The 12188-nt window shown below is 55.1% G+C and carries 10 protein-coding genes and 1 rRNA gene; 7 read left to right on the forward strand and 4 right to left on the reverse strand.

The window, feature by feature from the left end; all coding sequences use genetic code 11:
* A 16S ribosomal RNA gene (locus tag FNT36_RS14885) occupies positions 1–82 on the reverse strand; the annotation flags it as partial.
* 1562 nt (positions 83–1644) lie between these two features.
* Entirely contained in the window at positions 1645–2628 is a 984-nt protein-coding gene (locus tag FNT36_RS14890; protein WP_144849324.1) for a type VI secretion system baseplate subunit TssG, read from the reverse strand.
* Positions 2629–2780: 152 nt separating this feature from the next.
* On the opposite strand from FNT36_RS14890, the gene FNT36_RS14895 reads away from it, so the two are divergent.
* The 4 genes from FNT36_RS14895 to tssD all read left to right on the forward strand — a co-directional run bounded on the left by FNT36_RS14895 (position 2781) and on the right by tssD (position 6319).
* Positions 2781–3632: a TssN family type VI secretion system protein gene (locus tag FNT36_RS14895; RefSeq protein ID WP_144849327.1), complete on the forward strand. Its 852-nt coding sequence runs from the start codon at positions 2781–2783 to the stop codon at positions 3630–3632.
* Positions 3633–3680: 48 nt separating this feature from the next.
* Complete coding sequence (locus tag FNT36_RS14900; RefSeq protein WP_144849330.1) at positions 3681–4889, forward strand: hypothetical protein; 1209 nt, start codon at positions 3681–3683, stop codon at positions 4887–4889.
* 40 nt (positions 4890–4929) lie between these two features.
* Complete coding sequence (locus FNT36_RS14905; protein WP_144849333.1) at positions 4930–5805, forward strand: hypothetical protein; 876 nt, start codon at positions 4930–4932, stop codon at positions 5803–5805.
* A gap of 121 nt (positions 5806–5926) precedes the next feature.
* Positions 5927–6319 (forward strand): type VI secretion system tube protein TssD, encoded by a 393-nt coding sequence (gene tssD, locus FNT36_RS14910; RefSeq protein ID WP_144849336.1) that lies wholly within the window; start codon positions 5927–5929, stop codon positions 6317–6319.
* A gap of 24 nt (positions 6320–6343) precedes the next feature.
* On the opposite strand, the gene FNT36_RS14915 is transcribed toward tssD, so the two are convergent.
* Together FNT36_RS14915 and FNT36_RS14920 are read right to left on the reverse strand one after the other, a co-directional pair.
* Entirely contained in the window at positions 6344–6799 is a 456-nt protein-coding gene (locus FNT36_RS14915) for a hypothetical protein (protein ID WP_144849339.1), read from the reverse strand.
* Positions 6796–7695 carry a glycoside hydrolase family 19 protein gene (locus FNT36_RS14920; RefSeq protein ID WP_144849342.1) on the reverse strand — a complete coding sequence of 300 codons (900 nt, stop codon included), beginning with the start codon at positions 7693–7695 and terminating at the stop codon, positions 6796–6798. Before FNT36_RS14920 ends, FNT36_RS14915 begins: the two co-directional genes overlap by 4 nt.
* 317 nt (positions 7696–8012) lie before the next feature.
* On the opposite strand from FNT36_RS14920, the gene FNT36_RS14925 reads away from it, so the two are divergent.
* Genes FNT36_RS14925 through FNT36_RS14935 form a run of 3 tightly spaced genes read left to right on the forward strand, consistent with a single transcriptional unit; the run spans position 8013 to position 12175 of the window.
* Positions 8013–9821 (forward strand): type VI secretion system Vgr family protein, encoded by a 1809-nt coding sequence (locus FNT36_RS14925; RefSeq protein WP_144849344.1) that lies wholly within the window; start codon positions 8013–8015, stop codon positions 9819–9821.
* 36 nt (positions 9822–9857) lie between these two features.
* Complete coding sequence (locus FNT36_RS14930; protein WP_144849347.1) at positions 9858–11498, forward strand: polymorphic toxin-type HINT domain-containing protein; 1641 nt, start codon at positions 9858–9860, stop codon at positions 11496–11498.
* A 2-nt stretch (positions 11499–11500) separates the two neighbouring features.
* On the forward strand, positions 11501–12175 hold the full coding sequence (locus tag FNT36_RS14935) for an imm11 family protein (RefSeq protein WP_144849350.1): 675 nt from the start codon (positions 11501–11503) through the stop codon (positions 12173–12175).
* Positions 12176–12188: the final 13 nt, after the last annotated feature.

Raw genomic sequence — 12188 nt, forward strand, 5'->3', positions numbered from 1 at the left:
GTATTGCTACCCACCGTTCGACTTGCATGTATTAGGCCTGCCGCTAGCGTTCATCCTGAGCCAGGATCAAACTCTCCATTGTAAAATATTCCTACACCCATGCGAACATGGGCTGATGTCGAGTGCTATCCTTGCTCGTATTTGACGTTTGTTTGTCTAATTCGATTTTGCTTGTTTCCTGCTAGCCGAAGCTAGCAAGACACTTACTATTTTGTCTATTTCCGTCATTCAAAGAACGTGTGCCACACTCAATTAGTGTAACCGTGCGAGCTGTGTCGCAAGCTCCTTTCTTGCCGTTTGCAAGCCCTGTTTGTGATTGGGAGTGCAAAGGTAAGAAAACTTTTTTAATTCTCAAATTTTATTTTCGATTAAAATAAAATTTTATTTCGTGTCGGTTTCCTTTTGCGATGTCAGCTAGTAGCCTTTCTCGCTTTGGGAGTGCAAAAGTACGAGGACTTTTTGATTTTCCAAAACTTTCTTCATTCTTTATTGCCTCCAGACAGGATAAGATTGACGAGTAGAATTTAAATTATTGGTTATTATAGTGATAGCGCACTATCAGTCTTGAATGTTGCACTACACATGTCTAATATAGAAATCAAGCTACTGCAGCCTTACCTGTGCTTTGAACAGAGTAAATCGTCGTAGCTACTGATCAGAACATTGCGCTATACCTACTACTGAAGGGTATCCAGCCATCGGTCATCTGTAGCTCGCTTGCGCCGCCAGTACCGTGCTCGCCACAACGCCCGCACCCGGTGGTGCCATAACTCGCGCATTTGAAGCACCAGCAGCAACTACAATATAACAGCCACCATTGGGCAGCCGAACGCTACCTTCCATAGGAGCCGGTAGGCGAGCTGGACATATCCGTAGCGGTAAACTAGCACCACGCCGGCCAACCGCCCGAGCCAGCCAAGAAGTAAGGGGCGAATGGTGCGCTTCATTCTGCGAAGGCCGTGCTTACTCAGAAATCATTAATCTATGGTAGTCTCTTGCCCTGGCCCCTACACCAAACGGCTACCTGCCAAGCTAATCTAGGTACCTTCGCTCTACTTACATTAGACAAAAGCTCACTTCCGCTGAATGAGTAGCCCGATACCATTAATAGGAAAGCAACGCCACTAACGGAGAACCAGCCCACCTAGTAGGAGCTGCTTCTAGGAAATCGGTTGGACTGGCTGTGGTGTAGTAGCAATAGCAGACCGGTTGGTTAGGCTTCCTAGCTCTTCGGCGAAAAGGGAGTTAGTAGCAGCCATATCAGCTTTTGCGAGACGCTACTGAATTAATCCATCTCCTAGGCTAGCACCTGACTTTCTAGTCCCGTTTGAGTAGAGGCGCCATATGCTAAGTAGCCGCCCACCAATAGCAGGTAGACTATAAACTATATACAATGCGGCCCTTGCGGTGGGATGAAATAGATGAAGGATTGAGCGTCGTAGGCCGGTGAACGAAAGCAATACTATCTACACGTTTACCCACTAGGATAAAAGATTGTTTAGCGGCAAACTGGATCGAACAGACAAATGGATAAGTGAAAAGCTGACTGCGGACAGCTACAGGCTCGCTCTTACTATAGTTTCTTACTGGGCTTCTCCCTCCAACAGAGCCATTGCCTTATCTACTCAGTTATTAAGCCTATTATTAGATACCGGCCGTGGTAAAGCCTAATACAGGAGTTTCTTCTCCTTCACCCAGTCGGAAGACAGGTTCGGTAGCAACCATATCGTAACGCACAATTACATCGGTTTCGAAGGCTACGAAGTACTCGCAGAGCAAGGCGAGCGCGGCAGCAGGCCAACCACCATTGAGGTAAGCCTCTAGCTCGGCTACAGTGAGGCGTTGCACCGTGATTTCAAGCGCGGGCAGTGTTTCTTGATAGTCGCCGCTCAATACCATGTCACGGCCTAAAGCTAAATTTCCTAGGGTACCCTTAGCGGACTCCGTGGCGCCCGATGCCACCGACAATGAGTAGTGCTGCGGCGCTATCAAGCGCAATTGTACAGCTTGGCCTAGCACGCTCTCGAAGCAACGCTGGGTGCGGGATAAGTCCCCTACGATGTTGCAAGCCAATGGCAGCAAATACAGTAGGTTAGTAAGAACCACGGGAGGAAGGCCCGTATCGGCCAGTCCCCAGAAGCGGGCTAGGGCCTCGTTGTACCAGTTGGTGGCGAGGCTATTAAAATAACGCCGCTCTTCCTGCTCAAGGCGCACGCGGTAGCGGAAAAATTCTTGCTCGAAAGGTAGAAAGAACTTGCGAGTGGCTTTTTCCTTACGGCGTTGAGCTTGGCTGTCTTCCACCATAGCTCGCACATCGAGCGGGTGCCCGGCCGTGCTGCCGGGCTGATGAAAGACTTGCTGAGGCAAGGCGTCGTAGAGACCTTCGCGGTGCACTTCTACCACGGTCCGCAGCACTTCGCGGTGGTGGCGCTCGAAAGGTTCTTCGGACACGGTTCCTAGGTCGCGGCGGTAGCGGCGGGCAAACAAGCTTATTGGCCGCACCACAAAGTCATCAAAGGCATAACCATACGCTAGCAATTCGGCTAGCAGCACCTCTAGGCGCACATCGAAAGGCTGACGGCGCTGGCGCTCGAGAAGCTCACGGGCAGAAGGGTGACGCAACGACATAACACAATAGTAAGGCCCACGGCTGGACCATGGGTGCCTACGCTGGCCCACTTAGCTAGGTTAGCAGCCGGGCAAGCTGGCTCCACAGGCAGATTTCCCGTACCTTGGCAAGGCCAGCCGCCGGGCCGCAGCTGGCACCATTCTTTCTTTCCATGCTTCCTAATCCTGCTTCACAAGCTCGCTCGGCTGCCACGAGCACTGTTTCCAATCTCAGCTCCCGCATGCAGGGGAGCAAAGTATTTATCCGAGTACTGCTTTATGTGCTAGGCACAGTGCTTAGTGTAGGGCTGCTCGGGCTGGCGGCTGTGCGCAGCCCCTGGCCTTATCGGCTCACATTTGGGTTGCTACAACTGGCACTACTACTGCTGGGCGTAGCGTATGCGGCATGGTTGCCGCGCTGGCTGCCCTGGCTGACGGCTAGTCGCCGTTGGGCATCGGCGCTCACACTGGTGGCCACAGCCGCGCTAGGCGGGGCTACTATTTGGGCGCTGCACTGGCTGCCCTGGGCGCAAGGCTACCTGCCGCCATCTGGCTTTGTGATGGCGATAATTCCCTTCTTGCTGCCGTTTTTCTTCTGGCAGTCGTATCAAGCGTGGCTAGCCGTGCCACCGCGCCGCTACAAGCTGTGGCGCCACAACCCCCTAGCGCCCGGCCCCGACCTGGCGCGCATCGACCTCAATAATTTTATGGTGGTGCATTTCTGGATGACGCGTCGCCATGGTGAAAGTCTCTACCACGATTTTTCTTCCAAAGCACCTTACCAGATGCGGCTGAACGACCTATTTGGTATTTTCCTGACCGACTATAATAAGCTGAAGCCCGACCAAGCGCTGCAATACATTGACGACCAAGGCCAATCCTACGGGTGGCTATTTTATGCGAAGCGGGCGTGGTGGCGCCGCCGCCACTACTACGACCCCGACCGCACGTTTCAAGACAACTTCCTGCGGCAAGGCAGCATTATTGTGGCGCAGCGGGTGCCTATGACTAGCCCTGGCGCTTAGGGTAGCACCTGCCGTTTCTTTCCTAATTTTCGCCTCTCTTTTGCGGCTATGCTTCCAGACCTCACGCACTATCCTGTGAACTGGGTGGACGGGATGAAAATCGCCCGCCGCCACTTCACTGAAACCGACCAGTTTGTACTCGACCACCTGCGCGATGCCGTGGCCCTAGAACTGCGCCCCGACCGCTACGGCCTGTTGCCCGCCTCCAACGAGCTAGGCAGCCCCGCCGCCTTCGAGCTACTGCTGAGTGTAGATGCTCAAAATGAAATGCAAGCCCGCCTTACGCAGTGCCGGGCCGTCACGGCCGGCGGGGTTCGCATCGAGATTACTCCTAGCAGCTCACCGCTTACCGTGCGCACTAGCCTAGGGCAGCTGCTGACGGCTTTTGGCCTGACGGCTACCGATAGGTTGCGCTTTAGCGTGGTACTCACTGCCAATCCGTTTGAGCGGGTACCCACTGGCTCGCCCGACCCCGCCGAGCTCCCGCCCCGCCACCCCTACACCCGCCCCGACTACCAGTTAAGCGTGGTACCCGCAGCGCAATTAGGCAGTCAGGCCGGCGCAGCCTTTGCACTAGTGGTAGGCGAGCTACTATATACTGAGGGAACGCTGCGGCCCGTGACGCAGTACATTCCACCTAGTATGGCGCTGGCTAGCCACCCAGCGCTGCTGCAAGCGCTACATCAGCTTGATTTTCAGCTAACCGAACTGGAGACGGACGCTTTTAAGATTATTCATAAGGTGAAACTGCGCGCTGACAGGCGTGGCGCCCTGGCCGACTTAGTGCGCGACCTAGCTGAGCGTACCGCCCTGGCCCTAGCCCAGCAGCTAACTACGCTGCGGCTGCTAGCCCCGCAGCAGTCGCCTAGCTACCTACTTGATGCGCTGCTACGAGTAGCCAAGCAAGTCAAAACCTCGCTCGACATGCTCACCGAAGCCGAGCGCGAGGAGCTACTTAAGTACTGCGAGCAGTGGTCGGAAACATCGCCTACTACCCTACTAACCGCACTGCAAGCGGCCGTGACGCTGACCTACGACCACCATCGCGTGCATGAGCACTTGCAGCAACAGCAGCAGCTTTGGCAGATGCTCGGGCTTATTTTTCGGCAACTCAGCCAGCTCGAGTACATCGGCAAAAACCGCGAGGGCTGGCAGACTTTTATCAACGAAAATCCGGTGTTCCACCGCGGGCCCATTATCACGCCAGTGCCTGAGTCGCCGACTACTGGCGGTGGCTTGCGCTGGAGTCCTATCTAATTGTACTTGCTTTGCGGCCCGCCGCTAGCTTATCGCCTGCATGAATCCGCTCAACCAACCCGAACGCCGCACCCGCCTCTGGCAATTTGCGCTGCTGTACTTGCTGGCGCTGGCCGTGCCCCTAGGGGCCTCGTATTACCTCTTCTCTAACAACAGCCTGGCTGATGAGAACGCTCGCCTGAAGAAGGAACTTGACCGCACTCACCAAGAGCAAAAGCAACTAGTGGCCCGCTTCGATACGCTGACGCATCATTTGCAGCGCATCGATATGGTAGACCAGCGCTTGCGCGACGAGAAAAACGACCTAGTGATGGGCCGCTTGACTACCAGCAACCAAGATTACCTAAACGACATTGCCGTGGGTTTGAGCCAGCTGCGCCTCGACTCGGCCCAGCTGCAAGTACCCGCGCACCGCCAATTGGTGCGCGACGAATTGCGGGCCTTCGACCTCTTCCGCTCCAACCGCAGCACCATTGATGTTCTGCGCGGGCAGCTAGCCAAGAGCGGCGCCGATGCCCAGGGTAGCGCCCGCCTAGCCGAAGAGCTAGCCCAGACCAAGCAGCAGCTTATTATATGCCAGGCTAGCCTCAGCCACATTCCGCAAGCGCCTAGTGGGGGCACCGGAGCTAGCGTGGCACCTAGTGTGGCGCCCCCGCCTAGCGCGGCCCTCAAGCTCCAGGTCAGCTTACTGCAAGACCAAGTGGCCTTTGCCAATGCCGATTGCCTGCGCCAGCGCGCCCTCGACCACAAGGCTCGCAGCAAAGAGCGCAAGCAGCTGCTGCAAGAGTCGCGCACCGCATTTATCAAGATTTTGCAGGCGCCCGCCACCGAAGACCTCAAGCAAAGCATCGAAAAGACGCTGGAGCCCATCAATGTGGAGCTGGGCAAGGAGCCGCGCTTTTTTGGGTTGTTTTAGCGCCAAACGAGACCCTAGGGCACACCGCAGCGCCTAGCCTACCTGAGGCAATGGCAACAGTTTTTGCGTAACTTTCTGGTGCCAGCAGCTGCCTGGCTAATACTTTCTTAAGCTCTCACCTATGTCGTTTGAAGCCTCCTTTGTCGTGCAGGATGAAACGTTTAACGTGCGTAGCTTCAATTGGAGCATTCATCAGAGCGCCGACACCCTCAACCGCGCCGATACGCTGGTGCAGGGCGGGCAGCTGCACATCGAGCTCGATTCGCAACCCAGCGACTTGTTGCACTTCTGGGCCTTGGACAACACCAAGCGCCTCGACGGCAAGATTCTGGTATTTGAAGCCGACAGCCGAGCCGTACGCAAAACCATTGAGTTTCAAGACGCCTACTGCGTGGGGCTGAGCAAGCACTTCGATGGTACTGGCTCGACTAGCGGTATGGTCATGACCCTCTCGCTATCGGCTGGCAAGCTGCAGTGCGGCGAAGTAGTGCTGGATAACAAGTGGGCAAGCTAGCGGGCACCGCACTTGCCCTAGGGTCTACTTCAGGCGCTTGAAGGAGTGAAACCCGCCCTGCCCATAGTTGGCCAGTCGCATGGTAGTCGGGGTTAGCTGCTCGATGAGGTAGCAGTAGCAGTCGCCATCCTCCCGGTTGCGCGTGGTGAGAATGGTCGGCGTTTTATAAACCAACTGTTTTTCTTCGGGGCACCCACACTTGGTCGCAACCTGATACGTGGAGACTGCTACCGACTTACCCTGATATTTCTCGGTGTAAAGCGTCGACGTTATTTCCAGCTCGGATAGCGGGTCGGTAGTTGACCTCCAGCGGCCTAGGAGCGTTGGCGCGGTCTTAACGGCGGCTACTGGGCTATGACTGGGGCTGGGCGCTGCGGTACGAGGGGCTGCTTGCCCACACGCGGTCAACAGCGCGCAGAAGAACAGCGAACCACTCAATCCAGCTATTCTCAGGCGCTGCCCATCTAGTAAGTTGCTCATTTTAGCCCAAATACTTTTTTAGCGTTGGCAGTGTAGCGGATGCGGGCTGCTAGCCCGTTGTGTCCCCCGTTTACGGCCCTGGTTACCGACTCTACGTTGTCGCGGTCGGCGCGGCCGTTCAGGTCCTTGGCTTTTTTATAAATCAGCCAGAAGTAGCCAGCGGCGTCGGCGGCCCAGGGCTCCTGCTCCACCAGCTTCATGTTGTTGCCCTGCGTGAGGTCGCGCCCCAAGTAGCGGCCATATTTGATGTACACGTCGCGCCCCGTAATCTGAATTAGGCCCCGCCCAGCAAAGCGCACGCCATCGCCGGGCTGCGTGTTGCCTAGGTCGGCGCGGCCCTCGTATTCCTTGCCGCTCGCATACTCGCGGGTGGCCTTGAAGTGGTCGCTTTCCACCGATACTTGAGCCAGAAAGTGTGCCTGCCGCAAGCGCGTGTTAATCTGATATTTCTGCATGGCCGTGTTAAGCGGCTCAATGTGCTTTTTGATGTTAGCCAAGCTGGCTTCGGGGCAAATAGCCTTGAGCTGCTCGGCCGTCACTGCCAGCGGATTGCCCGAGTCAAGCGCCAGCGGCTGCTCCCAGTAGGCGAAGTGGGTGCGGCGGTCGTAGATGAGCGTGCGGTGGTCGGGCAAGTGGTAATAATCCAGCGTCAGACTGCCTTTGTTCGAGACCTGATAAATGGTATAGGAGGGCGTAGTGTGCACTGGCGCCCGCATAAACGCGCGCAACTGAGGCGCTACGCCGGGGCCATAATTAGGGCCTAGGTCATTTGGCACAAAAGGCTTAGTAGTCAGCCAGCTGTTGTAGCCAAAAAACGACCAGCCGCCGCTTCCCGACAACTGCTCGATGATGCTAGGTGTGGCGAAAATATCGCGAATCAGAACGTCGTATTCCATACCTGTTTACATTCACTGCGGGCCGCTGGGTGCGCGGTGGCCCGGCTGCCTTGCAGTTGGGTTAGGTGCAAGGAAGATACGGGGCAGCCCATAAGTGTGATGCTTTACCGCCATCTTTGGGGGTAGGTAGAATGCTTGTTGCACGATTAAATACATCTCATTATGTGCTTGTTGCTAACGGCTTCCTAAAGCAGACGCCACAGCTTTTCAGACACGTACAGCCACTGGTCAACTTGCGCCAGCCGGCGCCAACTGCCAGCCGGGTAGTATTTTCAATCCGTATATCCGCCTTTTCCACCCTTTAACTTTTGCTACGCATGGCGCGTCAGGTCACGTTGCACATCCAGCCCAAGGGTAGCTCCGCGCCGCTGGCCGAGTTTACTTACGTGCGCATCTACCAAGACTTGCACACGCACCACTCGTTCGAGATTGGGGTGCCATTTGACTACCTAGAGGGTCGGCAAGCCAGCTTTATGCAAAAGGCGCACCGCGAGCTGGTGGGCCAGCCCATCACGTTCTCACTCACGCCCGATGCGCAGGGGGCGGGCCAGCAATTTGCCTTCACGGGGTTCGTAACCGACATCGTGGTGGCCAGCGACAACGACTATACCGGCAGCTTCGTCATCCGGGGCTATGGCCCTAGCTGCTTGCTTACCGACGGCGTGCAGCAGCGCACTTTCGTGAAGCAGTCGCTGAGCAGCATCATCAATCAAGTATTGGAGCCCTACCGCGCCAACCTGCTCCCTAGGGCACTCAACCTGACCAACCAGGCCCCACTGCCCTACGTGGTGCAGTACAACGAAAGCAATTTTGACTTTCTGAACCGACTGCTGGCCGAGTGCCACGAATGGTTTTACTACGACGGCACCACGCTGCACTTCGGACTAGCATCCGATGCACCCACCGTGCCGCTAGAATTGCACAAGCAGTGGAGCAGCTTTCAGCTAGAGGCGGCCATTCGGCCCAGTCAGGTGGCCCTGCACGGCTACGACCCTACTCAGCACCAGCGTTGGGATGGCAGCAGCCCGGCCGCGCCGGCAGGCCTGAGCAGCAACCCCTTCGCCGAGTTTGCGCAGCAAACCGCCCAGGATGTCTTTACGCAGCCCCTGCATGCGCCCGCTCCCCTACCCCCCCAAGCCCGCACCGACGTGCAAACGGCTGCTAAAGATGCTGGCGCGGCCGTATCGGCTGGGGCGCTGCTCTTCCGGGGCCGCAGCGAAAACCCTGATTTGCGCCTAGGCACCATCATTGACGCCTCAGCCGAAGCCCTAGGTAGCGATAACTTGAGCGTGGGCAGCCTAGGCAAGTACCGCGTGGTGCAGCTTACGCACGAGCTAGACTATACTGGCGGCTACTCTAATACCTTCACGGCCGTGCTGCACTCCTTGCCCCAGCCGCCCGCCAACCCTTATGCCCGCCCCCAACCCGGCGTACCCGAGCTGGCCGAGGTCATCGACGTAGCCGACCCCCAGCGCCTAGGGCGCGTGCGCGTGCGCTACTACTGGCCCGTGAAAAAGCCCACTAGCGCCGAAACCGACTGGGTACGCGTGCTCACGCCCTACGCCGGCGATGGCAAGGGCCAGCTCTTCACCCCCGAGGTGGGTTCGCAGGTGCTAGTGCATTACCAGCAGCAGCGCCCCGAACAGCCCCTAGTACTGGGCAACCTCTTCCACGCCCAAAACAAGCAGAGCGCCAAGTACACCAACCCGGAAAACAACCTGAAAGGGATGCAGACAGCGGGCGGCAATAAGTTTGTGATGAGCGACACCCAGGGCCAGCAGAAAATCTTGATTTCTAACTCAAACAATAAAGGCACGGCCATTGCCATCGGTTTTAATGGCGATGGCAGCGTAAGTATCACCAGCAATGGGCCTATTAGCCTTACGGCGGGCGGTAATATCACGCTCGATAGCAAGCAGGATATTGTTTTAACAGCTGGAAATAACGTGACGATTACAGCGCAAAAGAATGTACTACTCGCGGCTAAGGAAGAAGCTATAACACTCGATGCTAAGCAAACCTTGGACTTAGTAGCCGAGGACCTGACCGCCGATTTCCGCAATAACTTGAGTATAACGGCCAGTGCTCAGGCTAAAATCAAGTCGCAGGATACGGATATCATCTAACTCTGTCGTTTTGCTTGTCTAGCTTACCTGCCGTTTATGCCGCATCCCCTGGAGTACGTGACGACCGGTGCCATTCTGCAATGCAGCCAGGGCACGGTGCCCATGCCGTTCAAGACCACACCACGCACCAGCAAGATTGCCGGGCTGGTGGCTGGCAATGCGCTTGATAAGGTATCGCTGCTTAATATTCCCTCCTTCGTCATCTGCCAGAAGCAGACGCAGATGGCGGGTGGCACGCCGGTGCCCTGCGTACCCGCGCCTCTACTGTGGCAAGACACCTACCCGGCTAAAGTGGGCGGAGCCGACACACTGCTGTTTCGCTCTTGTATCAACTGTCCGCTGGGCCAGGGCAAAATCGAGTTTGTGACCTCGGGTCAGTTACCCATTCCGCCCGAGCTGAGTCAGCAGATTAAGGAAACGAAAGAAGAAGCGGACGAGGCCCTCGAGCAAGCCGAAAAGGAAAAGAACTCGGTAGGCGAGGCTGGCCTGTTAGAAGGGGCCATTCCCATCTGGGGTTCGGGACGCGACCTGATACATGCGGCGCAGACGGGTGACAAGCTAGGTATGGCGCTGAACGCAGGCTTTTTGGTCTGGGATGCGGCCTCCGTCGTGGCGGGTGTCTTCAGCTTTGGAACCGCTACTGTGGCTATGGCGGGGGCTAAGGCCGGCGTGCGGGGTCTTATTAAGGCGGGCGGGAAAGTAGCGCTCGGCATGGCCAAGAAGCAGATGGCCAGCCTGGCGACGAAAAGCTTGGCCCTGAAAGAGGGCTTGAAAAACATCCGCCCGTTTCTGGCCAAGATTCCGCGCATATGCGTGACGGCCTGCTTCCCGGCCGGCACGCCCATAGCGGTAGAAGGGGGCTATAAGAATATTGAAGAGCTGCAAGTCGGCGAGTTGGTCTGGGCCTGGCATGAGCAGACGGGTGACCTGGCCCTCAAGCCCGTGCTGCAAACCATGCAGCGCGAGGCCGATGCCCTAGTCGAGCTACAGGTAGGCGCCGACACGGTGCAAGCCACCCCCGAACACCCCTTTTGGGCCAACGGCACCTGGACCGATGCGGGCGACCTGGTCAAGGGCGACGAGTTGCTGCGCTCCGATGGCCTGACCATGCCCGTAGCACATGTCACGCACCGCACCGAGCAAGCCACCACCGTCTACAACGTAGAGGTCGCCGACTGGCACACCTATCTCGTCAGTTGGTGGATGTTTGTCGTTCATAATGCTACGGTCTGCTTAAAAGCACTGCTAGAGGATGCGCTAAAGAGTGCGGAAGCGTGGTCTAAATGGACTAAAAATGCTCGAGCTGAGCTGCGTGAAGCCCTTGGAACAGCCGGCACCGGTTTGCATGCGCACCATAAAATCCCTCTAGAATCATTAAAAAAGAATCCAATCGTGCAGCGGGCATACCGTGAGGGATTTGGCTTTAATGCCAAGGCAAACGGCGAAGCGTTAGGCGCTTACACTCACTTATTTTTAGATAACGAACTCAAGTACCATCATGCACCATACAATCGGTATGTAGAATCATTAATAAGTACCGCTGCAAAAAAATACCCAAACATGCCTGCTGCTGAACTACTTGAGAAAAAAGTTATGCCTAAGGTAGATAAGTTTATTGAGCAAGCTGTAAAAGAAAAAACAACATTAAGTGATTTAGCTAAAGTAAAAGGATTTTAATTATGAATTTCTTCAAAGCGAGGGTAGATATTGAAAAAGCGGGCACACGTGAAGTAGTACCACTGTGGGAATATAATATCGATGCTGAAAACGCACAAAGCCAGCTCGTGTCAAGTCATTTACCAGTGCAACCCCCTGCTTTTTCAAAATTATTAATAACAGGCCCCTTAACAGACGTGCTAGAGGACGGCAATGCTATTGGGGGTACTGGATTTATTGTAAGCAATACTTTACGCGATATACTATCAGCTTTCAATATCGGAAGGCATGCGTTTTACCCATTAGAATCTTTCGATTACGTAAGTAGAAATAGAATACAAGGTCAATATTTCTGGCTTCAGCTAATAGATTTTGATTTCTATCCGCTGATAGATTACACACAGTCCAAATTCGTACTTTATGACGATTTTGAAGAAGAAAATATATCTGAACTAGAGATAGAAAGTCCCGGCGGGTTAATGGCAGCAGTTGAATCAACCAGAGAGAAGGATATTAGTGTCTTATATACTAAGTTAGTTTTTAACAGCAAATTCCAAGCTAATCCACTTGACATATTTTATATGAATGGCATTAGCGATAATATATTCTCTTACCCAATCTTCAGTGAGAGACTTAAAAATAAATTAATAGGAAGAGGCCTTACTGGGTTTGAATTTAAAGAGGTTCCATTACACTAATTTATTCCAATGA

It is taken from the genome of Hymenobacter setariae, from assembly GCF_007713685.1.
In the GTDB taxonomy this organism is placed as follows: domain Bacteria; phylum Bacteroidota; class Bacteroidia; order Cytophagales; family Hymenobacteraceae; genus Hymenobacter; species Hymenobacter setariae.

Bases quoted from the DNA above. Each gene is read 5' to 3' on its own strand.
- FNT36_RS14890 (WP_144849324.1), bottom strand. From the start codon at position 2,628: ATGTCGTTGCGTCACCCTTCTGCCCGTGAGCTTCTCGAGCGCCAGCGC.
- FNT36_RS14895 (WP_144849327.1), top strand. From the start codon at position 2,781: ATGCTTCCTAATCCTGCTTCACAAGCTCGCTCGGCTGCCACGAGCACT.
- FNT36_RS14900 (WP_144849330.1), top strand. From the start codon at position 3,681: ATGCTTCCAGACCTCACGCACTATCCTGTGAACTGGGTGGACGGGATG.
- FNT36_RS14905 (WP_144849333.1), top strand. From the start codon at position 4,930: ATGAATCCGCTCAACCAACCCGAACGCCGCACCCGCCTCTGGCAATTT.
- tssD (WP_144849336.1), top strand. From the start codon at position 5,927: ATGTCGTTTGAAGCCTCCTTTGTCGTGCAGGATGAAACGTTTAACGTG.
- FNT36_RS14915 (WP_144849339.1), bottom strand. From the start codon at position 6,799: ATGAGCAACTTACTAGATGGGCAGCGCCTGAGAATAGCTGGATTGAGT.
- FNT36_RS14920 (WP_144849342.1), bottom strand. From the start codon at position 7,695: ATGGAATACGACGTTCTGATTCGCGATATTTTCGCCACACCTAGCATC.
- FNT36_RS14925 (WP_144849344.1), top strand. From the start codon at position 8,013: ATGGCGCGTCAGGTCACGTTGCACATCCAGCCCAAGGGTAGCTCCGCG.
- FNT36_RS14930 (WP_144849347.1), top strand. From the start codon at position 9,858: ATGCCGCATCCCCTGGAGTACGTGACGACCGGTGCCATTCTGCAATGC.
- FNT36_RS14935 (WP_144849350.1), top strand. From the start codon at position 11,501: ATGAATTTCTTCAAAGCGAGGGTAGATATTGAAAAAGCGGGCACACGT.